At 66.1% G+C, this 24974-nt stretch carries 23 protein-coding genes; 13 read left to right on the top strand and 10 right to left on the bottom strand.

The window, feature by feature from the left end; genetic code table 11:
- The 5 genes from Q0982_RS03965 to Q0982_RS03945 all read right to left on the bottom strand — a co-directional run.
- A partial coding sequence (locus Q0982_RS03965; protein WP_299391954.1) for an isopenicillin N synthase family oxygenase occupies positions 1-794 on the bottom strand: 794 nt, incomplete at its 3' end.
- Positions 791-1609, bottom strand: coding sequence for an ABC transporter permease (locus tag Q0982_RS03960; RefSeq protein WP_299391951.1), 819 nt, complete (start codon positions 1607-1609; stop codon positions 791-793). The genes Q0982_RS03965 and Q0982_RS03960, both read right to left, overlap by 4 nt.
- A complete protein-coding gene (locus Q0982_RS03955) occupies positions 1602-2516 on the bottom strand; it encodes an ABC transporter permease (RefSeq protein WP_299391949.1) in 915 nt (304 codons plus the stop codon). The genes Q0982_RS03960 and Q0982_RS03955 overlap by 8 nt, the downstream gene beginning before the upstream one ends.
- Positions 2513-3589, bottom strand: coding sequence for an ABC transporter ATP-binding protein (locus Q0982_RS03950; RefSeq protein ID WP_299391946.1), 1077 nt, complete (start codon positions 3587-3589; stop codon positions 2513-2515). The genes Q0982_RS03955 and Q0982_RS03950 overlap by 4 nt, the downstream gene beginning before the upstream one ends.
- A gap of 128 nt (positions 3590-3717) precedes the next feature.
- Complete coding sequence (locus tag Q0982_RS03945; RefSeq protein WP_299391944.1) at positions 3718-4860, bottom strand: PotD/PotF family extracellular solute-binding protein; 1143 nt, start codon at positions 4858-4860, stop codon at positions 3718-3720.
- Between the two features lie 294 nt (positions 4861-5154).
- Between Q0982_RS03945 and Q0982_RS03940 the strand changes: the two genes are divergently transcribed.
- From Q0982_RS03940 to Q0982_RS03900, 9 genes are all read left to right on the top strand, one after another.
- Positions 5155-5847 (top strand): 4-hydroxythreonine-4-phosphate dehydrogenase, encoded by a 693-nt coding sequence (locus Q0982_RS03940; protein WP_299391941.1) that lies wholly within the window; start codon positions 5155-5157, stop codon positions 5845-5847.
- 101 nt (positions 5848-5948) lie between these two features.
- On the top strand, positions 5949-6722 hold the full coding sequence (locus Q0982_RS03935) for a DeoR/GlpR family DNA-binding transcription regulator (protein WP_299391940.1): 774 nt from the start codon (positions 5949-5951) through the stop codon (positions 6720-6722).
- Between the two features lie 221 nt (positions 6723-6943).
- Positions 6944-7798 carry a MurR/RpiR family transcriptional regulator gene (locus Q0982_RS03930; protein ID WP_299391937.1) on the top strand — a complete coding sequence of 285 codons (855 nt, stop codon included), beginning with the start codon at positions 6944-6946 and terminating at the stop codon, positions 7796-7798.
- 47 nt (positions 7799-7845) lie between these two features.
- Positions 7846-9450, top strand: a complete 1605-nt coding sequence (locus Q0982_RS03925; protein ID WP_299391935.1) for an ABC transporter substrate-binding protein — start codon at positions 7846-7848, stop codon at positions 9448-9450.
- Positions 9451-9535: 85 nt separating this feature from the next.
- Positions 9536-10387, top strand: coding sequence for an ABC transporter ATP-binding protein (locus Q0982_RS03920; protein WP_299391932.1), 852 nt, complete (start codon positions 9536-9538; stop codon positions 10385-10387).
- Positions 10384-11379, top strand: coding sequence for an ABC transporter ATP-binding protein (locus Q0982_RS03915; protein ID WP_299391930.1), 996 nt, complete (start codon positions 10384-10386; stop codon positions 11377-11379). Before Q0982_RS03920 ends, Q0982_RS03915 begins: the two co-directional genes overlap by 4 nt.
- Before the next feature lie 31 nt (positions 11380-11410).
- Complete coding sequence (locus tag Q0982_RS03910; RefSeq protein ID WP_299391927.1) at positions 11411-12940, top strand: alkaline phosphatase family protein; 1530 nt, start codon at positions 11411-11413, stop codon at positions 12938-12940.
- Complete coding sequence (locus tag Q0982_RS03905; RefSeq protein ID WP_299391925.1) at positions 12937-13884, top strand: ABC transporter permease; 948 nt, start codon at positions 12937-12939, stop codon at positions 13882-13884. The genes Q0982_RS03910 and Q0982_RS03905 overlap by 4 nt, the downstream gene beginning before the upstream one ends.
- Positions 13881-14753 (top strand): ABC transporter permease, encoded by an 873-nt coding sequence (locus Q0982_RS03900; protein ID WP_299391923.1) that lies wholly within the window; start codon positions 13881-13883, stop codon positions 14751-14753. Before Q0982_RS03905 ends, Q0982_RS03900 begins: the two co-directional genes overlap by 4 nt.
- A 21-nt stretch (positions 14754-14774) precedes the next feature.
- On the opposite strand, the gene Q0982_RS03895 is transcribed toward Q0982_RS03900, so the two are convergent.
- The 4 genes from Q0982_RS03895 to Q0982_RS03880 all read right to left on the bottom strand — a co-directional run bounded on the left by Q0982_RS03895 (position 14775) and on the right by Q0982_RS03880 (position 18121).
- Complete coding sequence (locus tag Q0982_RS03895) at positions 14775-15497, bottom strand: hypothetical protein (protein WP_299391920.1); 723 nt, start codon at positions 15495-15497, stop codon at positions 14775-14777.
- Positions 15498-16082 (bottom strand): hypothetical protein, encoded by a 585-nt coding sequence (locus tag Q0982_RS03890; protein WP_299391918.1) that lies wholly within the window; start codon positions 16080-16082, stop codon positions 15498-15500.
- Between the two features lie 157 nt (positions 16083-16239).
- Complete coding sequence (locus tag Q0982_RS03885) at positions 16240-16653, bottom strand: response regulator (protein WP_299391915.1); 414 nt, start codon at positions 16651-16653, stop codon at positions 16240-16242.
- Positions 16654-16792: 139 nt separating this feature from the next.
- Positions 16793-18121 (bottom strand): glutamine synthetase family protein, encoded by a 1329-nt coding sequence (locus Q0982_RS03880; RefSeq protein ID WP_299391912.1) that lies wholly within the window; start codon positions 18119-18121, stop codon positions 16793-16795.
- A gap of 156 nt (positions 18122-18277) precedes the next feature.
- On the opposite strand from Q0982_RS03880, the gene Q0982_RS03875 reads away from it, so the two are divergent.
- Positions 18278-19084: an SDR family oxidoreductase gene (locus Q0982_RS03875; protein WP_299391910.1), complete on the top strand. Its 807-nt coding sequence runs from the start codon at positions 18278-18280 to the stop codon at positions 19082-19084.
- Complete coding sequence (gene xylB, locus Q0982_RS03870) at positions 19081-20592, top strand: xylulokinase (protein ID WP_299391908.1); 1512 nt, start codon at positions 19081-19083, stop codon at positions 20590-20592. Before Q0982_RS03875 ends, xylB begins: the two co-directional genes overlap by 4 nt.
- A gap of 29 nt (positions 20593-20621) precedes the next feature.
- Here xylB and Q0982_RS03865 read toward each other — a convergent pair whose 3' ends face one another.
- Positions 20622-22247, bottom strand: coding sequence for a Na/Pi cotransporter family protein (locus Q0982_RS03865; protein ID WP_299391906.1), 1626 nt, complete (start codon positions 22245-22247; stop codon positions 20622-20624).
- 199 nt (positions 22248-22446) lie between these two features.
- Between Q0982_RS03865 and Q0982_RS03860 the strand changes: the two genes are divergently transcribed.
- Both Q0982_RS03860 and Q0982_RS03855 read left to right on the top strand, forming a co-directional pair.
- Complete coding sequence (locus Q0982_RS03860; protein ID WP_299391903.1) at positions 22447-23817, top strand: glutamine synthetase family protein; 1371 nt, start codon at positions 22447-22449, stop codon at positions 23815-23817.
- A gap of 116 nt (positions 23818-23933) precedes the next feature.
- A complete protein-coding gene (locus Q0982_RS03855; RefSeq protein ID WP_299391901.1) occupies positions 23934-24959 on the top strand; it encodes a LacI family DNA-binding transcriptional regulator in 1026 nt (341 codons plus the stop codon).
- Positions 24960-24974: the final 15 nt, after the last annotated feature.

Here is a 24974-nt window from a genome sequence, read left to right as displayed (position 1 = left end):
GTCCAGCGCGCCATCATGTCGCCGATGTTGATGACGAAGGCGCCCGGAATGGGCGGCGCGTCGATCCAGGTGCCGGCGGCATTCTTCACCTGCAGGCCGCCGTTCCTGTCCTGCGCCAGGATGGTCAGGCAGCCGAAGTCGGTATGGGCGCCGGCGCCGATCTGCTTTTCGGTGATGGCGCCTTGCTGCGGCGGGTAGTGCAGGGGCCCCAGGGTCGCCATGGGGTCGGTGAGATCGCGGTCGAAGTGGCACTCGTCGAGGCCGAGGGAGAGGGCGAAGGCGTGCATGATCTGCCGCCCCAGGCCGGTCAGCGCATCGAAGTAGGACTGCATGGCCCCCTGCCAGCCCGGCAGGTTGTCGGGCCAGAGGTTGGGGCCGTGCAGCGGCAGCCCGGCCTGCACCAGCGGATGGTCGGGGGCGAGGTCGCGGCCGATCTTGACGCCTTCCTTCAGGTCGCCGGCCTCGGTCTGCTTGCCCGGGTCCAGGTTCTCGCCGCCCAGTTTGAAGTAGCCGCGGTGACAGGGCGAGCGCTCGATGTCGATGGCGAGCTTGGCTTCCAGCGGTTGGTCGAAGAAGCGCTTCGCCTCTGCGAAACTGCGCGCCACCAGATCCGGCGCAATGCCGTGGTTGGCCAGATAGAAGAAGCCGATGTTGCGGCAGGCGGCGCCGATCTCCCGCGCGACGGCCTGGCGCGCCGCGAGGTCGCCGGTCAGGAAGGGGCCGAAGTCGATCACCGGGATCTTCTCCAGCGGCACCCGTTCGCCGCGCAGGCTTTCGTCGAGGTGAATGGTCATGGCGATGCCCTTTGTGACTTTCGGCGCCGCAGCAGCATCCAGCTGCCGTAGCCGAGGATCAGCACCAGCGCGGCGCCCGAGGTGGTGAGCGCGCCCAGGGTCGGCACCAGCGGCGTGTAGCCCGAGACCATCTTGGCATAGAGCCACTCCGGCACGGTCTGGTCGGCGCCGGTGGTGAAGAGCGACAGCGGGAAGTTGCCCCAGGACAGCAGGAAGGCGAAGAGCCCGCCGGAGACAACGCCCGGCCAGAGCACCGGCAGCGTGACCTCCTTCAGGGTCTGCCAGCGCGTGGCACCGAGATCGAAGGCGGCCTCCTCCAAGGCGGGGTCGAACGAATAAGCCTGGATAGAGATGACAAGAGTCACGATCGGCACGATCCAAACGAGGTGCGCGATCACCGCCGTCCGCCAGTCGGGAATGATCCCGACCGACGAGAACCAGATGAGCAGGGCCAGGCCGAGCACGGCCTGGGGAAAGAAAATCGGCAGCAGCACGAGGCGCTGATAGATCCGCCGGCCGCGCCAGTCGAAGCGGGCGAAGGCCAGGGCGCCGAAGAAGGCCAGGATCACCGAGATGAGGGCGACCAGCAGCGCGATGCTGAGAGAGGTGGAAACCAGGTCGCGCACCGTCAGCGACGAGAAGGCGCGGTCGTACCACTTGGTATCGAAGGCCGGAACCGGGAAGCGGAAGTAGCGTTGCCTGGAGAAGGAGGCGAGTACCACGCAGAGGATCGGCAGGTAGAGGAAGACGATGATCGATCCCGACCAGGCGGCCATCAGGCCATGGGTGATGCGTTTCTTTCGGGCCTCAGTCATCGCGGCCGCGCCCCAGGATGCGGTCGAGGTCGACCCAGTTCAGCAGGGTGATGACCAGGGTGCCGGAGAAGAGGATGAGCAGCACCGAGAGTGCCGAGCCCAGCGGCCAGTTCTGCCCGAAAGTGAAGGCGGTCTCGATCTCGTCGGCGATCATGATGACAGCCTGGCCGCCGAGGATCTTGGATTCCGCCAGCGAACCGAGCGAGAGGATGAAGGTCAGGAGACCGCCAATGAGGATGCCCGGCATGGCCAGCGGCAGCTCCACCTCGCGGAACACCTGCCAGCGCGAGGCACCCATATCGAAAGCCGCCTCGGTCACCTCGCGGGAGACCATGGAAATGCCGAGCACCATGGGAAACAGCGTGAAGGGCAGGTAGACGTAGACCAGCCCCAGCACGATGGCTGGCACGTCGTAGAGAATGCTCTCAGCCTCGATGCCCAGCCAGGTCTGCAGGCTGCCCAGCAGCACGCCGCCCTTGATGAGAAACAGCACCCAGCCGAAGAGGCGGATGTTCTCGGAAACGAAAAGCGGAATCACGATGGCCAGGGTCATCAGGTTGGCCCAGCGGCCGAAGATCTTGGCCATGCCGTAGGCGATGGGCCAGCAGATCACCATCAGCAGGGCGACCGTGACCAGCGCCAGCCCCAGCGATTTGACGAAGGAGATATAGTAGCTGCCGGAAAAGACGGTGTGATAGTTCTCGATGGTCGGCGGAAAGGTGAAATCGAAGGTGCCTTCCGGCATGAAGGAGTAGCCGAGCACGGCCAGCAGGGGTGCGGCGAAGGCCAGCGCCAGGAAGATCAGCACCGGCAGCGCCGCCAGTAGCCCGGGGTTGCGCAGGCGCCGCTGCGGGCGCGGCGCGGGTCTCGTACTGTCGCTCAGGGTGCTCTCGGTGGCGGCGGTCATTCCGGCGCCAGCACGCTGTCGCGTGCCTCCCAGCCGATCACGACCCGGTCGTCGAGCTGGCCCTCGTAGCGCTGCTCGCGCAGCTTCTCCACCAGGAAGACGGCCTCGCCGACCCGCACCTGGTACTGGATGCGGCTGCCCAGGGCGTACTCGTTGTAGAGCACGCCTTCAATCTGGTTCTCGGCCGTCTCGCCGGGACCGAGGAAGCGCAGGTACTCGGGCCGGATCACGAGATAGCCGCCGGCGAAGTCGCCCTGGTCGCCCGGGCCGCCCTGGCCGCCCGGACCCTGCAGCGTCGCGCCCAAGGCGGGGCAGTGCAGCCCGGCGCCGTTGGGCTTCACCTCCAGAACGTTGACCTCGCCCATGAACTCCGAGACGAAGCGGTTGGCGGGGCGGGAATAGATCTCGTCCGGCGCACCGACCTGCACCAGTTCGCCGGCCCGCATGATGCCGATGCGGTCCGACATCACCATGGCCTCTTCCAGGCTATGAGTGATGTAGATGAAGGTCTTGCCGGTCTCCCGGTGGAGGTCCTTCAGTTCCTTCTCCAGCGTCTTGCGCAGGCGGAAGTCGATGGCCGAGAGCGGTTCGTCGAAGAACAGGATCTCCGGATCGAAAGCCAGTGCGCGCGCCAGGGCAATGCGCTGACGCTCGCCGCCGGAACACTGGCTGACCTGCTTGCCGTAGTAGTCCTCCGGCAGGCGCAGCAGACGCAGCAGTTCGTCGGCGCGTTCGCGGCGCTGCATCGGCGGTACGCCGCGCATTTTCAGGGGGAACTCGATGTTCTGGCCGACGGAGCGGTGGGGAAAGAGGGCGAGAGACTGGAAGACCATGCAGGTCGGGCGCCGGTTGGCCGGCGTCTCGTTGATGCGCTGCCCGCGCAGCAGGATCTCTCCGCCGCTGGGCTCTTCCAGGCCGGCCAGCATGCGGATAAGCGTTGTCTTGCCGGAGCCGGAGGGCCCGACGATGGTGAAGAACTCGCCCTCGTCGATGGCGAGATCGATGTCCTTGACTGCTGCGAACTGGCCGAAGCGCTTCGATAGCTGCGACAGCCTGAGGATGGGGTCGGCCAAACTAACGCCCTTTCGTCGGCCTTTGGAAAGGCGGCCCGATCACACTGGCGGCTGCGGACCGGAAGGTCCAGCCTCCGGCGGCCTTTGGGCCACCGGAGGAGAACCGACCTAGTGCGGCTTTCCCGCCACTAGGCCTCGCGCTTGGCGGCATTATAAATCTTATCCATCACCTCGTAGTCCGGATTGATCTGATAGTCGACGGTGTTGGAGAGTTCCTCCTCCAGGCTGTCCCACTGGATGGCGTCCAGTTCCTCGCTGGAGAACAGGTCGAAGACCTCTTTGTTGCCCATCTGGGTGACCGGATTGTAGGTGCCCTCGGCAAAGGCCACCGCGTGGCTGACCTCCGGGGCCTGCACGTATTCCAGGAAGTCATAGGCAAGGGGGGAGACCTGCGGGTTGTTCACCACGGAAGTCACCTCCACCCAGGTGATGCCGCCCTTGCCGCCGGCCAGGGGGCCCTTTTTGGGGGTGATGCCGCGGATGTTGGTGGAACCGTCCAGGCGCGCCGGGCTGGCGGTGTAGGTGCCGCCGGTCAGGTAGAAGTCGATCTCGCCGTTGATCAGCGCCAGGTTCATGGCCACCAGGTCATCGGTCTTGAGCTTCGCGCCCTTGAACCAGGCCCGCGCCGTCTTCTCGAAGGCGGCGATCTCGGCCTCGCTGTGCGGGACGAAGGGGTCGAGCCCGGCGCCGATGCACATGTGGAAAATGTTCCAGTTGTCGTAGGTGAGGATGCCGAAACGCCCGGCGTTGGAGGCTTCGTTGAACAGGTTGAAGCCTTCGTCCTCTGCCGTCGCGCGGCTCACCTTGTCGGTGTTGACCACAAAGTTGAAGGGCCCGAAGCGCTGGATGATACCCAGCAGGTTGGCGCCGTCTTCGGAGTAGCACCATTTATAGTTTTCGTTGAAGGGCGCCATCATGTCGGCGAAGAAGGGCTCGAAGCGGTCCTTCGGCAGCGGCTTGATCAGCCCCTCCGGCCACATCTCGTCGCGGGCCCAGGGCTGGTTCACGTTGATTACGTCCCAGACGTTCACTTCGCCGGCGCGCAGCTTGTTGATCATGTCCGGGTCGGAAGTGCCGCTCTCGGCGGAGACATCGGCCGAGGTGCTGCGGCGGAAGGGGTCCAGCACCTCATCGGAGTTATAGCCTTCCCAGCAAAGGATGTTCAGTTCCTTCTCGCGCGCCGCCAAGGCGGGACCTGCGAGAGGGCCGGCGAGGCCGAGGGCCCCGGCAGCGGCGGAATACCTCAACAGACTGCGACGGTCGAACTGCATGATCACGCTCCCCGCTTTTCTTGTTTGTGCCCGTATTGTCCCCCAGGAGAGCCCGTCCGAAACGGACCCGGTCTGTAAGGGACTCTGCTGCCGGAGGCACCCTTCGGCAGCGTCCCAACAAGCCTCCAGTGATGAAAGTACCACGCAGAATTTGGTAATTCCAACATGATTTGTTGTACTCGCCACGAACTTGGGGCATAACCGATGCACGGCGTTTGGCGGAAAGGCGCAAAGCCCGAACAGCGCCCCTGCAGCTTCCAGCAGCTCAAGGACTGCGAAGAGGGAAGGCCCTGAATGACGCAAGCCAGCACGCGACCGGCGATTGACTTCATCTTTATGTTCACCCGCGCCGATCAGACGGTGGAGGACTGCCTCGACGTGCTCGACATCGTTGCGGGGGCCGGCGTGAAACACATGGGCTTCAAAGACGTCGGGGTGAACTTCGAGACGCTGGTGGAATTGAACAGGCGCATCAAGGCAGCCGGGGCCACCAGCTATCTGGAGGTTGTGTCGACGACGCCGGAGGCCTGCCTGGACTCGGCCCGTGCGGCACGTCAGATCGGCGTCGACTGGGTCATGGGCGGCACCGACGCTGCAGGCATTCTGAAGATCCTCGAAGGCAGCGGGATCGGCTATCTGCCGTTTCCCGGCCGTCCGGTGGGCCATCCGACCGAACTCGGCGGGACGGCGACGGACGTGGAGGCGGACTGCCGCCGCTTTGAATCGCTCGGCTGTGCCGGCGTCGACCTGCTGGCCTACCGGGCAACGGAAGCCGACCCGCTGGACCTTGTGCAGGCGGCGCGGCGCGGCACGCAGGGCAAGCTCGTGGTAGCCGGCAGCGTCGACTCGCCCGACCGTGTCCGCAGGTTGGCGGAGGCGGGCGCCAACGCCTTCACCATCGGCTCGGCGGCTTTTGACGGGTCTTTCTCGCCGCGCAAGGGCGCCCTGGCCTCACAGCTTGGCGACATCCTGGAAGCGGCTGTATGAGCGGGTCCGCCAAGACCGCTCCGTCCAAACCGGCGCCGCATAAGACTGCGCCCGCAAAGCTGGTATCGCGGCAGAGCGTAAAGCCGGGCGCCAAGGCAAGCGTGCGGAACAGCGACCGCCTGGACCGCGACGAGCGCCACCGGCGCATCATCGGCGAACTGCAGTCGAACCCCACGGTGCGCATCTCGCATCTGGCCGAGGCCTTCGGGGTTTCCACCGAGACGGTCCGCCGCGACATCGACTCGCTGTCCTCGCGCGGGCTGGTGGAGCGCACCTACGGCGGCGCGGCGGCGCCGATGGGGCGGGAGCCCAGCGTGCGCGAGCGCAACACCGCCATGGTCGCAGAACGCCAGCGCATCGCCGCAGTCGCGATCCAGGCGATCGCACCGGGCGATGTGGTCATGATCGATTCCGGTGCGACCACCCATCACCTGGCCCAGCGCATCGCGGCGGAGGGCATCGAGGTGACCGTCATCACCAATGGGTTGGAGATTGCCGAGGAACTGGGCGTCTCGCCCAACGCCCGCGTGATCCTCTGTCCCGGCGCTTACTCGGCCCACGAGAAGGGGGTCTACGGTCAGGACACCTGCGACTTTCTCGGCCGCTTCCACGCCAACGTCGCCTTCACCTCCGCCGGCGGGATCACCGAGAGCGGCGTCACCGATGTGGACTCCAACGCCTGCTGGGTGAAGCGGGCGATGTTCAAACGGGCCGAACGGCGCATCTTCATGATGGATAACGCCAAGTTCAACGTGCGCCTGCTGGAGATCGTCATGCCGCTGGCGGATCTGACCGATCTCGTGGTGGACCGGCCGCTGCCGGAAAAGCTGGCCGAGGCGGCCAGGAACGCCGGAATCATCACCGTCGTGGCCTGACAGTGGCCTGACAGTGGCCTGACACCCGCCACCCCTTCCAATATCTGAGACTTTTCAGCCTGCCTGGCCCGATCAGCCACGCAGGGTAGAGCCGAAACCCCTGGTGCAACGCCAGGGGTGCGCTCGGCGGCAACTGTCATCAAAATTTCACAAAAGTGTGGCCTGCAATTTAAATTGCAGAAATAGTGCTGGTCTAATCGGGATCGCGGGAGAGGGATCAGGTGTCCGCAGAACTTCAAAAGCTCATCGCTGCCCATGCCAGCCGGCTGACGACCGCCGACAGCCGATTGCTGGATGTCCTGCTGCAGGATCCGCTGCGCGCGGCCATGGACACCGGCAAGGACATCTCGGATCGGGCCAACGTGCATCCGGCTGCGGCGGTCCGCCTGGCGAAGCGGTTGGGGTTTCCGGGTTACCCGGAGTTCCGCGCCTTTCTGCGCGAGAACCTGACGGCCGGCGAGGACGATTTCCGCAGCCCGGCCGCGCGGGTCATGGCCCGTTTGGCCCGCAGCGAGGAGAGCTCCAGCCTTTCCGCTGTCATCGAAAGCGAGATGTCGGCGCTGGCCGGGCTGCGCGAGGCCTTGGCGGATGGCGAGATCGCCGCCGCGGCAACGGAAATTGCAAAGGCGCGGCAGCTCTATGTCTACGGGCGCGGCCATGCCGCATCGCTGTCGTCCTTGGTCAGCCGCCGGCTTCGGCGCTCCGGCTACCCCGTCATCGACATCGGGTCCCACATCACCGGGCCTGCCGAACTTCTGATCAACCTGGGCCCTGAGGACCTGCTGGTTCTCTTCGCCTTTCGCGAACCCACGGCGCGGCTGCAGGAACTGCTGACCACAGCGCGGGACATCGGCACCCGGGTGCTGGCCATCACCGACGTGGGCGGCGGGCGGCTCGATCCCAAACCCGATCTTCACATTTCCGCACCGCGCGGTGCTGCCGGCGAGTCCCAGTCGCTGGTTGTGCCCATGACCATCACCAACGCGATCATCCTGGAATTGGCGGCCACCGATGACGGCCGCTCGCTGGCCGCCCTGGCGCGCTACGACGAACTGAAGAAACGGTTCGCACGATAACGCCGGCGGTGTCGCTTCACCTGGAGAGAGGAACAGGAGCTTCCGACATGTCCCCCATCTCGAAGAGTCTCACCTTTGGTCTTTTGGCGGCCTTGGCGTCCACCACCGCGGTGGCCTCCGCCCAGGCGCAGTCTACGGCGCCGGAAATCGCCGTGGCCGTGAACAAGCTGGCACGCAACCTCGATCCCGGCCGGCAGACCGGCAATGTGGACGTGCGGGTCTACTTTTCGATCTACGATACGCTCATCAAGCGCGACTTCCGCAACGCCCCGGAGGTCGGGGTGAAGCTTGAGCCCGGATTGGCCACAAGCTGGTCGCGCCCGGATGCGCGCACCCTGGAGGTGACGCTGCGCGAGGGGGTCGTCTGCCATGACGGCTCGCCCTTCAACGCCGACGACGTGGTCTTCACCTTCAGTGAAGAACGCCTTTGGGGCGGGCAGTCGTTCTATCCACGCGGCCGCAACTACTTCAGTCATCTGGAAAGTGTCGAGAAGGTCGACGACAGGACGGTGCGCTTCGTCACCAAGGCACCCGACCTCATCCTCGAGGAGCGCCTGACCAGCTACACCTCCTTTATCGTCTGCGACGAGCCCTGGATGGCTTTTCAGAAGGACGGTGTTCCCTTCGCGGAGTGGATGGAAGCCGCCTTCGACGAAATGAAGTGGGCGCCCGTCGGCACCGGTCCCTTCAAGGCCACCGGCTACCGCAAAAACGACTTCATCCGCCTCGAAGCGCACGAGGGCTACTGGGGCGGCAAGCCAGCCGTCAGCGCCATCGAGTTCAAGGAGGTTCCCGAGGTCTCGGCGCGCATCGCCGGTGTCGTCAGCGGCGAATACAAGATGGCCGTCGACATTCCGCCCGATCAGATGGAGGTCGTTGCCGGCTACGACAACGTGAAGTCAACGAGCGTCTCGCTGGACAACACCCACGTGCTGGTCTTCAACCAGACGGACCCTGTTCTCGCGGACAAGAACCTGCGCCAGGCGATGAGCTATGCGATCGACCGCGACGCGCTGCGGAAGGCGCTGTGGAATGATGAGAACTACACGCCCAACGGCCATCAACTCGCTTCCTTCGGCGCGATGTACAGCGCCGAGCGTGCCGGCTACACCTACGATCCGGACAAGGCGCGCGAGCTGGTCAAGGCCAGCGGCTACGACGGCTCCACCATCTCCTTCCGCCTGATCGACGGCTACTATCTGAATGGCCGCGATGCTGCCCAGATCATTCAGGAGATGTGGCGCCAGGTCGGCATCAACGCGGAGCTGAACTTCGTGGAGAGCTTCAAACAGGTACGGTCCGAAGGTGCGCAGGTCTACGCCTGGTCCAACACCTACCGCCTGCCGGATCCGACCGGGGCGATCAACGTCAACTGGGGGCCGAACGCCGGCATTCAGAAGAAGTACGGCTTCTTCACGCCGCCCTCCGAGTTCAACGACATCGCTTCGTCCCTCGTCAGTATCGAGGATCAGGGCGAGCGCAAGGCGAAGTTTCAGCGCATGCTCGACATCTTCGAGGACGAGATGCCCATGACCATGCTCTACAACCCCCTGGTCACCTTCATCATGGCCAACGACGTGGAGTGGACGCCCTACAGCCTCTACTTCATGGATTTCGGCCCGGATAACTTCAAGCTGAGCCTCGGTCAATAGGCTAGGCTGGCGGAGACAGCGATGCGGCGCCAAGGCGCCGCATCACCTCCGCCGCAGTTTCGCCAGGGCTTCCGGTAGCGTCTCGATGCTGTTGTCGGTGAACGATCTCGCGGTCAGTTTCGACGGCGCCTTGCGCGCCGGCCGGGCTGTGGACACGGTTTCCTTCACCATCGAGAAGGGGCGCACGCTGGGCCTCGTTGGGTCCAGCGGCAGCGGCAAGTCGGTGACTTGTCACGCCATTCTCGATCTCTTGCCGCCAACCGCCGAGCGTCTTTCCGGCACCGCGGTCTTCGATGGTCAGGACCTCTTCGCGCTCGACGAGGGCGCGATGGCGGCCTGCCGTGGCCGGCGGATTGCGATGATCTTTCAGGATCCGGTGCGCTCCCTCAATCCGGTCATGACCATTGGCGCGCAGTTGGGCGAAACCCTGCGGCTGCACCGTGGGCTCTCAGGTCCTGCTCTTACAGGTGAGATAAAGGCACTGCTGCGGCTTGTCGGCATTCCGGATCCGGCTCTGCGGTCCAGGGCCTACCCCCATCAGCTTTCCGGCGGCATGTGCCAGCGGGTGATGATCGCCATGGCGACGGCGGCGCGTCCCGACCTGCTGATCGCCGATGAACCCACCACCGCCCTGGATCTCACCACCCAGGCGCAGATCCTGTCCCTTCTGCGCGACCTTCAGGAACACTTTGGCACGGCAATCCTGTTGGTGTCGCACGATGTGAGTGTCGTCGCCGAGCTGGCACACAGAGTGGCGGTCATGTCACAGGGACGGATCGTGGAAGAGGGGGCCATGGCCAGCGTCCTGCGCGACCCCCGTCACCCGGTAACGCAGGAGATCGTTGCCGACGCCATGCGCCTGCCGATCCCCGAAGCGCTCACGGCGCCTGATCTCGGGAACGCAGATCTCCGACCTCCCGGCCAGGGCTCGCCATGACGCAGCGGCTCGTCACGCTGACAGACGCGCGGCGCAGCTTTGCCGGGCCGGCGACAGGCTTTCTCGGCCGGGAGAGGCCAAGGGTGCAGGCCGTCGCTGGCGTATCTCTCGCCATCGATCCGGGCGAGGCGCTGGGCCTGGTCGGAGAAAGCGGTTGCGGCAAGTCCACGCTCGGGCGGCTGGTACAGGGGCTGGAAAGGCCGGACGGCGGCACTGTTCTGGTCGAAGGCGTACCTCCGACCGCCGACCGCAGGACCCATGCCCGGCGGGTGCAGACCATCTATCAGAACCCCCTGGACGTCTTGGACCCGCGCCTGAAGGTCGCGGAAGCCGTGGCCGAGCCGCTTGAGATCCACCGGCTTGGAACCCGCGAGACCAGGGCGGAGCGGGTGAGGCAGCTGCTGCGGGATGTCGAACTGCCGGAAGATCTGGCTCTGCGCTATCCGCATGAGCTTTCCGGGGGTCAGGCGCAGCGCGTCGTGATCGCACGCGCGCTGGCGCTGGAGCCGCAGGTCATCGTTTGCGACGAGCCGGTGGCCTCCCTCGACGCCCCCATCCAGCGCCAGATCCTGCGCCTGCTCGACCGCTTGCGGCGGGACCTGGGCCTTTCCTATCTCTTCATCTCGCACGATCTGGGCGCGGTCTGGGAGCTCTGCCAGCGCGTGGCCATCATGTACCTCGGGCGTATCGTCGAGGAGGGGCCCAAGGAGGAGATCTTCCTCAGGCCGCGGCACCCCTATACGCAGGCACTGCTGACGGCCATCCCGCGCCCCGATGCCCCGGATGCGCCGCGTGCGCCGCTGCTCCAGGGCGAGCCGCCCAGCCCGGTGAACGCGCCGCCGGGCTGCGCCTTCCATCCGCGCTGTGCCTATGCGCAGGAGGTCTGCCGGACGGCTGCGCCGGCCCTCACGCAAACCCAGCCGCTTCACCGCACGGCCTGCCACTTCGTGGCACCCCGAAACACCACCCGGAGCCAAGCAAACGAAGAATAAGCAGAAAGAGCTGAAGAAGAGGATCAAGCCGGTGCCATCTGACCCCCAAGTCATTCTCGTCGTCCTGGACGGCCTGAGACGCGACTTCGTTACCGCGGCCTACACGCCGAACCTTTACGCGTTTCTGCGCGAGCACGTCGACTACAGGGAATCGCGCGCGGTCTTTCCCTCGATGACCCGGGTCAACGCCGCTGCCATCGGCTCCGGATGCGTGCCGGGAATGACCGGCGTGATCGCCAATCAGTTCTACGACCCCAAGGTCTTTGCCGATGCGGTCTTCCATACCGGAAAGGTCAGTCACATCGAGGCGGCGATGCAGGCCTACGAGGGGCGCTTCGTCACCGTCGACGGGCTTGCCGAGAGCCTGATCGCCGGCGGCAAGAGTCTCGCCGTCGTGACCTCGGCCTCCGGCGGCACGACGCGTGTCCTCAACCCGCGCGTCGCCGAGAATGGCCAGGTCAGCCTCTGCCTGCGGGACTGGGGATCTTCCCACCCCAAGGCCTTTGCGGACAGCGTGATGCGCGACCTCGGGGGGCTGCCGGACTTGCAGATGCCGGCCATCGCAATCTCGCGCTGCCTGACCGACATCGTTCTGGACCATGTCATGCCCGAGGTCGATCCCGATGTCGCGATCGTGTGGTACGGCGATCCGGACTACACCTTCCACTACCGCGGCCTGGGTTCGGAAGAAGCCCTGGCCGCGATGCGCGAAGTGGACCAGCAGTTTGCGCGGCTTGTCGACTGGGCCCGGGACCCGGCCCGCGGGCGCGACATCCAGATCCTGGTCGCCTCCGACCACGGACACATCAACGCGGTCGGCCGCGTCGAAGCAGGCCGGGAACTGCGTGAGGCCGGCTTCGACCTGGATCCGGCCAGCGGTCCGCAAAGGGGCTTGCTGGGGGCGCCGCTGCAGGTCGGCGCGGTGCGCGCGGTGCCGGCCGCCGACAACACCCAGCTCCTGGACCTTGTGCAGTTCCTGCGCGAGCAGCCCTGGTGCGGGGCGATCTTCACGCAGGGTCCGAGCGGTCCCGACGGCCTGCAGGACCCACATGGGCTTATCGCCGGCACCCTGAACAGGGCCCTGCTACTCAACGACCATGTGCGCTCGCCAGAGCTCTTCTACACCCTGGCTGTCGGCGACGAGGCCGGACCGCGCGGCGTTCCCGGCAGCGGCCGCTTTGTGGGCTCCGAGCTGAAAGAGGGCGGCAGCACCCATGGCGGCCTCAGCAGCTACGAGATGCGCAGCGTGCTGGGAGCCGGCGGCAGTGCCTTCAGGAACGGCGTGGTCAGCGCTCTGCCCTGCGGGGTGGTCGACATTGCGCCCACGGTGCTGTCGCTGCTGGGCATCGCGCCGCCACCGTTCATGTCCGGCCGGGTTCTGAGCGAGGGCCTGGCCGGTCACGGCACCACCGCACTTGCAGAGCCGGAGGACGAGTTTTTCGAGGTGGTGCACGCCGCTGGCCGGGATGCGCTGCGCCGGCGCCGCCTGGGGCAGCATGTCTATGTCCAGGAGGCGGAGGCTCAGAGGATCGAGGGCAAGGCGGCCCGGTGCGTTTCATGACCCTCAGCGTCGTCCTGATCAAGCTCGTCCGGGCCTTCATCACCATCTGGATCGTCGCCAGCTTCGCCTTTGTGATCCTCTCGCTCACAGGCGATCCGGTGGAGATCCTGGCCGGCGACGATGCGCCGCTGGAGGTGCAGCGCTACTACGAGCAGAAGTACGGCTTCGACAAACCGGTCTGGGAGCAGTACCTCAACTATCTGGGCTCGCTCGCCCGGGGTGACTTCGGCATCTCCCTCTCGGACGAGACGCCTGCTCTCGACCTGGTCCTGGAGGCCATTCCCGCCACCCTGCAGCTTGGCTTTGCGGCGCTGGTCTTCGCCCTCGTGGTGGGCGGCATCCTCGGCACCCTGGCGGCCCTTCACCGCAACAGCTGGCTCGATCGCGCCATCATGAGCGTCGCCGTCTTCGGCTATTCGATCCCGAACTTTTTCTTCGGCATCGTGCTCATTCTTGTCTTCGCCATGGTCTATCGCCTGCTGCCCAGCTCAGGCAGCGGCACCTGGGCGCATCTGGTGCTGCCGACGGTGACCCTGGGCACCCACCTGGCGGCAACCATCGCCCGCTTCATGCGCTCATCGGTCTTGGAGGTCCTGAACCAGCCCTATGTGCGGGCGGCCAAGGCCAAGGGGGTGCCGGAGCTGCAGCGTCTCGCACGCCATATCCTGCCCAATGCCGCAATTCCCGTTGTGACGATTCTCGGCTTTCGCCTCGGCGATATCGTCGCCGGCTCCATTATTGTCGAAACCGTCTTCGCCTGGCCCGGGATGGGCCGGATGTTGGTGGGGGCGGTCACGTCGCGCGATCTGGCTGTGGTTCAGGCCATTCTGGTGCTGACGGCCTTCACCATGGTGCTGGCCAACCTGCTCGTCGATTTCCTCTACGGCTTCCTCGATCCACGGGTGGCCGAGGCCAGCGATACAAGGCGGCGTGCAGGCCGATGAGCCAGGCGAACGCAGCCCCGGCCGTCATCGCGCAGCGGCGCTGGAAACGCCCGCCGGTTCTGGTGCTCGTGTCCTTTGCCGCGATCGGTCTGCTGGTGCTGATTGCCGTGTTTGCCGACCTGCTGGCGCCCTACGGCTATCGCGACCAGGCTTTGCTGAACCGGCTGGCGGCGCCGGTGTTCCTGGGCGGCAGTTGGGACCATGTTCTGGGCACCGACCAGCTTGGGCGCGATCTGCTCAGCCGGCTGCTCTACGCCATCCGTTTCAGTCTTTCGATCGCCTTTCTGGGCACCATCATTGGCGCCATCCTGGGGACCTTCCTGGGCCTCCTGGCGGCGAGCCTGCGCGGCTGGACGGGCGAGACCATCATGATGATGGTCGATGTGCAGGCCTCCCTGCCGTTCATGATTCTGGCCCTGGCGGTGCTTGCGTTTTTCGGCAACAACCTGACGCTCTTCGTGCTGGTGATCGGCATCAACGGCTGGGAGGTCTATGCGCGGCTGGCCCGCGGTGCGGCTCTCTCGGTGCGGGCGCGGGGATACGCCCAGGCGATCTATGCCTTCGGTGCTTCCGAGTGGCGGCTCTACCTGCGCCACGTGCTGCCCAACATTGCCGCTGTTCTGATTGTCCAGTTCACGCTGAACTTTCCGCAGACCATCCTGCTGGAAACCTCGCTGAGCTTTCTCGGGCTCGGGGTGCAGCCGCCGCTCACCAGCCTTGGGCAGATGCTGGGCGACGGCCGCAACTACCTCCTGACCGCCTGGTGGATGGCGGTGCTGCCGGGGGCCGTCACCTTCATCGCCACGCTCTCGGTCAGCCTCATCGGCGACTGGCTGCGCGACCGTCTGGATCCGACGCTTGCAGACTGAGGCTGGACGGCAAAGCCGCTGTCAGATCAGGTAGCGCACCGAAATCGGGTAGCCGCGCAGCTCCGGGTGAACGTAATAGCTGGCATGAAGGACCGTGGTGTTGTCCAGGATCGCCACCTCGCCGGTTCCCTCCGGCGCGCGCCAGGGGATCTCGATCAGGGTCCTGTTCTTCATGCTGTCGACGGATTCATTTTCAAGCAGTCGATAGGCCGGCTTGAAGTCACCGCCCTGTCCTTCCCGCTCGGCCTGCAGAAAGGCTGCCGTGTTGGCCATGACCAGAGTGGAGGAACTGCGCGGGCTCCGCTGCTGGGCGTCCCCGGGATCGCGCCAGAACAGCGTGTAATGGTCCGGCTGCATGGGGCCGCGGTCGATGTGGAACTGCAGGCTGGAGAACACGTTGCGCTGTTCGGCGCGCCTGTCTTCCCCCTGCAGAACGACGTTACGGAGCAGCACCGGGCCGAAAGCCTGCACCAGGGAGCGCAGCTCCGCGTCCAGGGTGCGTGCCTGGTCGTGAAGCGCCAGTTCGACAGGGCTCTCGAAGTCCAGGAGCAGACCGAAATGGCGAAAGGGCAGGGGTGGCAGGCCGCTGTCGCTGTTCCGGCCGTAGTGGCTAAGCAGACTTCGGCGATAGTCCGGGATCAGGATGCTCGCCTGGAAGCCGACCCTGCCCAACTGGCCGGCCGAAGGCACAGCCGGATTCTCCAGCAGGCGCCGCAGCAGCGCCGGGTTCAGCCCGAAAGACACCTACCCGACCCTCCACTTCAGATCGTCAGCGATCTGCACCACGAGATCGTGGAGGCTGGCGGCGATGACCGTCACGTCGGCCTGCAGTTCCTGCAGGCTGACCGTCGGCGCCAGGCCTGCCGGCTCGAGGGAGAAGCAGCAGTCCGGGCTCTTCTGATCCAGCGAGACAAGCACCACCTGCCAGCTTGCGTGGAGGCGCCGGTCCAACTCCATCTGCCGGATGGCGCCCGCCAGCGCGCGGACATGGGTCATGCTGTCGCAGTAGAACCAGACCCGGGGCACCTTCCAGAGCGATCCGTCCGGGCCGTTGTGACCCTCGCAGGACCAGCAGGGCTGAAACACTTTCAGGCGCCGGACTTCGTAGACCAGCGGTGCGATGAGCGGGTCCAGCGGATGGCCCTCGGGGTCGGAGGACAGCCTGCGCGGAACCTCCGGGCAACTCCGCGAACAGCGGGGTCCGAAGGCATCCGGACAGTTGGCCGCACAGGGCGGCGGCGCATCCACGCGGCTGCGCAGAAGGCTGGAAAGGTCCTGGCGGGCGCGTGTGCGCTGCGCCGGACTGGTCGTCTTCTGGTCGATCTTCATGGCGATTGCTGTCGCTGTTCGATGTTGATCTCGAACTGCGGCCAGTCTGAGCGGCAGACGTTTCGTTTATGTTAACTCGAGAGGTGCCGCTTTCGCGTGACACAACCAAAGGTTTGGCGTTCACCAAGCGGCGTTTGGAAGCGCCGCGTTGCACAGTTCAGGCGAAGGAGTAGCCCACGGCCTCCTCGATCTGGACTTTCAAAGCCTCGGCGGTGATCGGTTTTGTGAGGACCGTCAGGGCGCCGACCTGCTTGGAGACCTCGTGGAGAAGCGGCTCCGTATCGCCGGTGAGGATCAGGATCGGCACGCCCTTGTTCTTGAGTTCCTTGTTACGGCGCACGGTGTTACAGAACTCGATCCCGTCCATATTCTCCATGTGAAGGTCGCTGATGATGACATCGGGAAAGCGGCTGTTTCCGTCGATAAGATAGTCCAACGCCTCCTCGCCGCTGGGCTTGGCGGTAATGGAGGTGATGCCGATGGTCCGCAGCATACCCTTGATGATCGACCGCATGGTCTTCTGGTCGTCGATGATCAGCACATGAAGCGGGCAGCCGCTCTGGGTTGACATCTCAAGCCCCGTTGCAATCCGAATCTCTACCTGCGGTCGATTACAGCGGTCAGTGGTTAAGAAATCCTCATCGCCTGGAAGCTATCGCCTGGAATCTCTGAATAGCGTCCAGAGATCGCTCTCAAACAGACCTCTTTTCCTAGTAGAGCTCCAGGTACTCGTTGCGCTCCCAGTCGGTGACGTGGCTGCGGAAGCGGGCCAGTTCGGCCTCCTTGACGGTGACGAAGAGCTTCATGAAGTCCTTGCCCAGCATGTCCTGCATGGCCTTGTCCTTCTTCAACGCGGCAAGGGCGTCTTCCAGGCTGCCGGCCAGTTTCTCGTGCTTTGGATCGTCCTCCGAAGGACCCTTGGAGGGTGTGGGCAGGTCGCCTTTGGCCTTGATGCCCAGAAGGCCGGCGGCCAGCACGCCCGCCGCGGCCAGATAAGGGTTGGAGAGGCCGGAGGCGGCGCGCATCTCGACATGGCAGTCCTCTCCGCCGGCGTGCTTGATGCGCACCATGGCCGTGCGGTCCTCCACGCCCCAGGAGATGTTGGAGGGGGCGAAGGTGTGGGGCTTCAGGCGGTGGTAGCAGTTGGGCGTCGGCCCGATCAGCGGCTGCAGGGCCTTTGCGTGGGTGAGGATGCCGGCGGAGAACTGGCGGATCAGGGGGTTGAGCCCCTCCTTCGCGCCCTTCGTATAAAAGGCGTTCTTGCCGTTCTTGCGGTTCACCAGGCTGACGTGCACGTGGCAGCCGCAGCCGGCCATGTCCGTTGCCGGCTTCGACATAAAGGTGGCGAGATAGCCGTTGCGGTGCGCCAGCTCCTTGATGGCGTTCTTGAAGGTGAAGCCGGTGTCCGCGCCGTCCAGGCCGATGCCGGGGCCGAAATTGGTCTCGTACTGCGAGGGCGAGTACTCGCAGTTGTGGGTGATGACGTCGATGCCGGCGGCCTGCAGCGTGTCGAGCAGCGTGTCCAGGAAGGGTACGTACTGATTGCGCGTCGCGTTGAAGATGTGCACGCCGCCGAAGAGCGGCTGCTTGGTCTCCGCGTCAAGCAGATAGAACTCGAACTCCAGGCCGAACATGACGTCGTAGCCCATCTTGTGCGCCTGGTTCAGCAGGCTGGCGAGCACCGTGCGCGGGGTGGCGGCGATAGGCTCGCCCGGTCCCCAGCGCGCATCGCAGATCACCTTGGCGGTTCCCTCCAGCCAGGGCACGGGGCGCAGGGTCGCGGGATCGGGGATCAGCTGCTGGTCGCGGTAGCTGACTTCCTCGTGAACGCCGCAGCCGCCGATCACCGCCGATGCGGAGTCGAGGCCGATGGTGCCGCCATAGAAGTTCAGACCCTTGCGGGCATAACCCTCGACCTTTGAAACCGGGATCACCTTGGTGCGGCTGACGCCGTGCAGGTCCGGCAGTTCGAAGCGGACGTAGCGCGCGCCCATCTTCTTCAAGGCCGCCATCATGTCCTTTACTGAATCCCCCGCCATGTCCTGCCTCCTCGTGTCCCCGTTCCGCGGTGTTGGCGGCAGCCCCTGTGCTACCGTGTTGAGTTGGTACTTACCAACATTATGTTGCAGTTGCCAAGTCACGCAAGCTACCTTCTGATCCGGGACCTTACGAGGATCAGCCCGCAGGGGGAAAGCATGACGCATCAGCAGACGGCCGGTCAGCAACTGGCCGGGCGCCACGCGGTCATCACCGGCGCCGGCGCCGGGATCGGTCGCGAGGCGGCGCTGCTGTTCGCCCGGGAGGGGGCGGCGGTGGCGGCCGCCGATCTGAATCTCGCGGCGGCAGAGCAGACGGCGGAGGCGATCACGGCGGCCGGCGGCAAGGCCCTGGCCCTGGAGGTCGACGTCGCCGAGGGCGAGTCCGTTGCGGAAATGATCGCAGCGGCTGAGGCCGGGCTCGGCCGCGTCGACACGCTCTTTAACAACGCCGGGATCATGCTGTCGGAGGACCGCGGGCCCGAGGACACGGATCTTGCCATCTGGGACCGCACCATCGCCATCAACCTGACAGGCGTCTTCCACGGCTGCCGCTTCGGCATTCCGGCCCTGCGGCGGGCCGGCGGCGGCGCCATTCTCAACATGTCCTCGCTGGTGGCGGTCATGGGCTCGGCGGTCCCCCAGCTTGCCTACACCGCCTCCAAGGGCGGGGTGATGGCGATGACGCGCGAGATCGCGGTGCAGTACGGCCGCCAGGGCATTCGTGCCAACGCGCTGCTGCCGGGGCCGATCGGCACGCCGTTGACGGCGGAACTCTTCGATACGCCGGAGAAGCTGGAGCGGCGGCGGGTCCACATGCCGCTCGGCCGCTTCGGTGAGGCGGGCGAGGTGGCCTCGGTAGCCTGTTTCCTCTGCTCAGAGGCGGCGAGCTATGTGACCGGAGCCGGCTGGCTGGTGGACGGGGGCATTTCCGCCGCCTACGTCACACCTGAGGACGGCGCATGACGGCGGCCAAGCGGGTCACGCTGGGCATCGATCTCGGCGCCGGAAGCCTGAAAGCGACGCTGATCGACGAAACCGGCGCCACCCTGGCCGAGGCCGCCGACCCGATCGTCACCAACAGCCCGCAGCCCGGCTGGTCCGAGCAGGACCCGGCGGGCTGGTGGTCGGCACTCTGCAACGCCGTGCCCCGGGCGCTGGAGCAGGCGGCTATCGACACCGGGCAGATCGCCGCCGTCGGTCTTTCCGGCGGGGCGCACATCGCCGTGCTGGAAGACGCCGCCGGACGGGTGCTGCGGCCGGCCATTCTCTGGAACGATCAGCGCAGCGCCGAGGAGGCCGCCGAACTGCACGCCCGCGCGGGCGACCTGATCATCGAAAAGGGGCTCAACCGCGCCAATCCGACCTGGACCCTCTGCCAGCTTGCCTGGCTGCAGAAGCACGAGCCGGAGGTCGTCGCCCGCACGGCGCGCCTCTACATCTCAAAGGACTGGCTGCGCAGCCGGCTGACCGGGGACTGGACCTCGGACTACTCCGATGCTCTGGGCGCCCTGATGTCCGATGTCGGGAGCCGCGGCTGGTCGGAGGAGATCTGCGGCCTTATCGGCTGGCCGATGGAAAGCCTGCCGCCGCTGCGCCAACCCTGGGAGGTCGCCGGGACTGTCACCGCCGATGCCGCTGCCGCCACGGGCCTGAAACCCGGAACGCCCGTTGTGGTTGGCTCCAACGACACTACGGTGGAGCTTTACGGCGCCGGCGCCATCGCGCCCGGCCAGGGGGCGATCAAGCTGGCGACGGCAGGTGTGGTGTTCCTGACGACCGCAAACCCCGAGGTCCATCCGCCGGTCTCCTGCTACCCGCACATCATGCCGGAGCGCTGGTACATGGCCTCCGGCATCAACGCCTGTGCCACGGCACACCGCTGGGTGCGCGATACCTTCTTCTCCGAGCTTCCGAAAGAGGACGCCTTTGGGGAGATGGACCGCATGGCCGCCGGGGTCGCGCCGGGCAGCGACGGCCTGATCTTCCACCCCTACCTGATGGGCGAACGCGCGCCCCATTGGGACCCGAAGCTGCGCGGCGATTTCATCGGCCTGACCCTGGGGCACCGCCGGGCCCATTTCGCCCGGGCCTGCTACGAGGGGATCGCCTTCGCCCTGAACGATGTGCTGCTGGCGGCCAAGACGCTCTCGGGGGCGACCTTCGGGGACATGCGGCTGCTGGGCGGCGGCGCGCGCAGCGCCACCTGGCGCCAGATCATCGCCGACGTGACCGGCCTGACGGTGAAAGTGCCGGGCAACGGCGATGCCTCTTTCGGCGCGGCGCTGGTGGCCGCCATCGGCGCCGGCATCTTCGCCACGCCAGAGGAGGCGGTGGCGGCCTGCGTGCGGATTGCGCAAGAGAACGTCCCGGACCCCGGGCGGCATGCAGTCTACAGCCGGCTCTTCACGCTCTATGACGAGGCACGTCAGGGGCTGACGCCGGTCAACCACCGCCTGCATGACGGGGTCTAGGCACGCTTTCCACCCATGTCTGCCATGCGTCACTCGTTCTCCAGCTCGATGGCCGATTCCGGCGCGGCGGGCTGTGGCGGAGCGGCCTGATGGGCGAGACCCTGATGGTGCAGAGTGCGCCAGAGATGATAGGCGACGCGGTGCAGCCATCGGACACTGTCGAGGCGGCGCAGCGTGGTCTTGGCGCCGATCTCTTGGGCGGCAGCGGCTTCGACCATGCGCTCGCGGTAGCGCGAGCGCTGTTCGCGCAGCAGTCTGCGCAGCCTGTTGAAGCGTTCCTCCGTGACGCTGGGCTCGTCGTCCCGGCCGATGGCGGTGGCGGCGCCGCGCAGCAGGGCCGCCAGGCGCCGCAGGCGCGGCTCGGTCTGCAGGATCTCGATGCGGGCCTGCTGGTCGCAGCGCTGGGCCAAGCGGATCAGATGATCAAGCGCGTGCATGGTGGCGAGGTGGCGCCGGTGTGCCGCCTCGTTGCTGGGCTCGGTGCGGATTTTCTCGACGAAGTCGCGGGTCGCGGCGAGCGCCTGGTCGACTGCGGCGAGGCGGTCTTCCTGAAGCTGCTGCGCAGTGCTGGGGTCGAGCTGCCTTGTGAGGATGGTGGTGAGCTCGGCGGCGATATCACCGATGGTGGCCACCGCCGCGTCGACGGCCGCGGCCGGATCGCGCAGCAGGCGGTTGTCGAGGCGGCGCAGCAGGGGCGGTCCGCGCTCTGGGACCAGACGCACAATCAGCCGCGAGAAAGGGCCGGCAAAGGGTGTCACCAGCGCAACGCCCAGACAGTTGAACGTGGTGTGGAAGGCGACGAGGGCGAGCTGGGCATCGCCGCTGCTGTCCGTCGCCAGCCAGGGCGCAACGGCGGCGGCGAAGGGCCCCAGCAGGCAGAAGGCGATGGTGGCGGTCAGAACGTTGTAGAGCACGTGGGCGTAGCCGGTCTGGCGCATCGCTGTCGAGCCGCCGACGGTCGCCAGCACCGCGGTGAAGGTCGTTCCGACATCCATGCCGATCACCAGGGCCGCGGCCTGGGGGAAGGAGATTGCGCCGGTCCCCAGCGCCACCAGGGCAGCCGCCACGCCGGCGCTGGAGGACTGGGTGACCAGGGTGATGGCGATGCCGATCAGGACAAGCTGCAAGCGGCCGAGAAGCGTGTCGTCGGGAAAGTCTCCCGGCGTCACGACGCCCTCGAAGGGGGCCATGCCCTGCTGCATGGCCTCGATGCCGACGAACAGCAGAGAGAAACCCGCCAGGGCCCAGCCGACGTGGCGCCAGGGCGCTGTTGCAAAGAGCCGGAGCAGCACCCCCAGCAGCACCAGCGGCAGGACCACCGTGCCGAGGTTCAGCTTGAAGCCGAGGATGGCGACGATCCAGCCGGTGACGGTGGTGCCGACGTTGGCGCCGAGAACGATGCCCAGCCCCTGCGGAAAGGTGAGCAGACCGGCGCCGACGAAACCGACGGCGGTGACCGTGGTGGCGCTGGAGGACTGAATGACGGCGGTGGTCAGCGCCCCGGCGGCGACACCGCGCAGGGGCGTTCGGGTGAAGCGCGCCAGCAGGCTGCGCAGGGCATCGCCGGCCAGATGCCGAAGCCCCTCGGTCAGCACCACCATCCCGAGGAGAAAGAGCCCGACGCCGCCGATGGCGAGCAGGATGTCTGCCGTCATGCTGTCCATCGTCCGGTCCATTATGCGGCCAGGGCCCGCATGTACAATCAGACTCCGGCCGTCGAAGCCCGTACGGCTGCGTCCGGTAGCCTGAAGCCTCGACCTGGGACCGCGTCAGGCTCTATGCTCGCCGTCCCAAGCGATTCCCTCTGCCGGAGAGTCCTCTCCGGCGTTTCCAGTCATCTCCGGAGGTCCGGCCATGCCAGGCAATCTTACCCTCGCGCAACTTAAGGAAGCGGTCGTCCAGGGCGCGATCGACACGGTCCTGGTCTGCATGGTCGACATGCAGGGACGCCTGGTCGGCAAGCGCTTCCATGCGCAGTTCTTCCTGGAGTCCGCGCAGGACGAAACCCATGCCTGCAACTACCTGCTGGCCAATGACCTGGACATGGAACCGGTGCCGGGATACGAGGCGGCCAACTGGGCCCAGGGCTACGGCGACTTTGTGCTGAAGCCCGATCTCTCGACGCTGCGCGTGACGCCCTGGCTGGAAGGCACCGCGCTGGTGCTCTGCGATGTCCAGGATCATCACCACCACGACGACATCCCCCATTCGCCGCGTGCCCTCCTGAAGGCGATGGAGGGGCGCCTCGCCTCCAAGGGCTACACGGCTTTCCTGGCGTCCGAGTTGGAGTTCTACCTTTTCGACGAGACCTACGAGAGCGCGCACCAGAAGCACTACAACGACCTGAAGACCGCCGGCTACTACATCGAGGACTACCACATCTTCCAGACCTCCAAGGAGGAGGAGGTGATGCGGGCCATCCGCAACGGCCTGCAGGGCGCGGGCATTCCGGTTGAGAACTCCAAGGGCGAGTGGGGGCCGGGCCAGGAGGAGATCAACGTGCGCTACACCAGCGCGCTGGAGATGGCCGACCGCCACACGATCCTGAAGAACGGGATCAAGGAGATCGCCTACGCCAAGGGCAAGGCCGTCACCTTCATGGCCAAGTGGGACTACGAGCTGGCCGGGAACTCCTGCCACATCCACGCCTCGCTCTGGGACAAGACCGGCAAGAAGCCCTTGTTCCGCGACCCGAAGGGCGCGCTCGGCATGTCCAAGCTGATGCGCCAGTTCCTGGCCGGGCAGTTGAAGTACGCCGACGATATCACCTACTTCCTGGCGCCCTATATCAACTCCTACAAGCGCTTTCAGGTCGGGACCTTCGCCCCGACCAAGGCGGTCTGGAGCCGCGACAACCGCACCGCCGGCTTCCGGCTTTGCGGGGAAGACACCAAGGCCGTGCGTATCGAATGCCGCGTCGGCGGGGCGGACCTCAACCCCTACCTGGCCTTCGCCGCCCTGCTGGCAGCCGGCCTGGCGGGGATCGAGGAAAAGCTCGATCTGGAGGACGCCTTCGTCGGTGATGCCTACTACGGCAAGCGTTTGCGCGAGGTGCCCAAGACCCTGCGCGCGGCGACGCGGGCCCTGGCCAAGTCGAAGATGCTGCGCGCGGCCTTCGGCGACCCAGTGATCGACCACTATGTCCACACGGCGGAGTGGGAGCAGCTCGAATACGACCGCCGGGTGACGGACTGGGAACGCCGCCGCGGCTTCGAGCGCGCCTAGAGTCCCGCGGCGATTTCTGCGGCTTTCCACGGGCTTAGAAGGCAAAGCCTCATGATTTGAGTTGCGCCCATCAAAGCGCCGTGCCATGGTTCGCGCCTCAGGGAGGAAGTGATCCCGTGGCGCGGATAACAATCCAAGACGTGGCCCGGGAGGCGGGCGTCAGCGTCGCGACCGTCGACCGTGTTCTCAACCGCAGAAGCGGCGTGCGATCCGAAACCGTGAAACGGGTCGAGGCGGCCGCCGACAAGCTCGCCTATCAGCCCGACCGGCTGGCGGCGCGACTGGCGCGGGCGCGCGACTACCGTTTCTGCTTCATCCTGCCGACCGGCACCAACACCTTCATGCAGACCCTCCAGGGCGAGGTGGAGCGGACCGCCGAGCGCCTGACGGCGGAGCGGGTACGGATCGCCGTGCGCACGGTCGACGTCTTCGACGGCCTGGCTCTGGCGGAGGAACTGGAGGCGCTCGGCGATGACTTTGACGGTGTCGCGGTGGTGGCCCTGGATCACCCGGCGGTGCGCGAAGCCATCAACGGTTTGTCTGATACGGGGGTCAAGGTCGTCACCCTGGTCTCCGACGCGCCGGGTGCCAAGCGGGTGCACTACGTGGGCATCGACAACACGGCGGCCGGCCGCACCGCGGCCATGCTGCTGGGCCGCTTCGTCGGACCGCGGCGCGGTAAGGTCGGGCTGATCGCCGGGTCCCTTGCTTTGCGCGACCATGTGGAGCGGCAGTTCGGCTTCGAGCAGATCATGGCACGCGAGTTCCCCGATCTTGAAGTGCTTCCGGTGCGCGAAGGCCGCGACGACTTCGAGAAGGTGGAAGCCGTGACCACCGCGCTGCTGGAGGAGACCCCCGATCTGGTGGGCATCTACAACGTGGGTGCCGGCAACCGCGGGATCGTCGCGGCTCTGGAGGCGACCGGGCGCTTGGGAGAGGTGGTCTTCATTGCCCACGACCTGACGCCCTTTACCCGCAAGCAGCTTGTGCGCGGCGCCATCGATGCGGTGGTCAACCAGGACCCGGGGCATGAGGCGCGGAGCGCCGCGCGGGTGCTGCTGTCCGCCTGCGAGGAGACGCCCATCGTGGCCGATCAGGAGCGCATCCGCATCGATGTGTTCCTGCGCGATAACATTCCATAACGACCGACCGCCGGC

This window comes from Pelagibius sp., assembly GCF_028281305.1.
Taxonomy (GTDB): Bacteria; Pseudomonadota; Alphaproteobacteria; order Kiloniellales; family Kiloniellaceae; genus Pelagibius.
Note: the sequence above shows the minus strand (reverse complement) of the source record. Positions and strands in the feature narration are given on the sequence as shown.

Excerpts from the sequence above, each read along its gene's own strand:
- Q0982_RS03860 (WP_299391903.1), top strand. The coding sequence starts at position 22,447 with ATGCCAGGCAATCTTACCCTCGCGCAACTTAAGGAAGCGGTCGTCCAG.
- Q0982_RS03885 (WP_299391915.1), bottom strand. The coding sequence starts at position 16,653 with ATGTCAACCCAGAGCGGCTGCCCGCTTCATGTGCTGATCATCGACGAC.
- Q0982_RS03955 (WP_299391949.1), bottom strand. The coding sequence starts at position 2,516 with ATGACCGCCGCCACCGAGAGCACCCTGAGCGACAGTACGAGACCCGCG.
- Q0982_RS03920 (WP_299391932.1), top strand. The coding sequence starts at position 9,536 with ATGCTGTTGTCGGTGAACGATCTCGCGGTCAGTTTCGACGGCGCCTTG.
- Q0982_RS03945 (WP_299391944.1), bottom strand. The coding sequence starts at position 4,860 with ATGCAGTTCGACCGTCGCAGTCTGTTGAGGTATTCCGCCGCTGCCGGG.
- Q0982_RS03880 (WP_299391912.1), bottom strand. The coding sequence starts at position 18,121 with ATGGCGGGGGATTCAGTAAAGGACATGATGGCGGCCTTGAAGAAGATG.
- Q0982_RS03960 (WP_299391951.1), bottom strand. The coding sequence starts at position 1,609 with ATGACTGAGGCCCGAAAGAAACGCATCACCCATGGCCTGATGGCCGCC.
- Q0982_RS03940 (WP_299391941.1), top strand. The coding sequence starts at position 5,155 with ATGACGCAAGCCAGCACGCGACCGGCGATTGACTTCATCTTTATGTTC.
- Q0982_RS03925 (WP_299391935.1), top strand. The coding sequence starts at position 7,846 with ATGTCCCCCATCTCGAAGAGTCTCACCTTTGGTCTTTTGGCGGCCTTG.
- Q0982_RS03875 (WP_299391910.1), top strand. The coding sequence starts at position 18,278 with ATGACGCATCAGCAGACGGCCGGTCAGCAACTGGCCGGGCGCCACGCG.
- Q0982_RS03915 (WP_299391930.1), top strand. The coding sequence starts at position 10,384 with ATGACGCAGCGGCTCGTCACGCTGACAGACGCGCGGCGCAGCTTTGCC.
- Q0982_RS03865 (WP_299391906.1), bottom strand. The coding sequence starts at position 22,247 with ATGACGGCAGACATCCTGCTCGCCATCGGCGGCGTCGGGCTCTTTCTC.
- Q0982_RS03905 (WP_299391925.1), top strand. The coding sequence starts at position 12,937 with ATGACCCTCAGCGTCGTCCTGATCAAGCTCGTCCGGGCCTTCATCACC.
- Q0982_RS03890 (WP_299391918.1), bottom strand. The coding sequence starts at position 16,082 with ATGAAGATCGACCAGAAGACGACCAGTCCGGCGCAGCGCACACGCGCC.
- Q0982_RS03900 (WP_299391923.1), top strand. The coding sequence starts at position 13,881 with ATGAGCCAGGCGAACGCAGCCCCGGCCGTCATCGCGCAGCGGCGCTGG.
- xylB (WP_299391908.1), top strand. The coding sequence starts at position 19,081 with ATGACGGCGGCCAAGCGGGTCACGCTGGGCATCGATCTCGGCGCCGGA.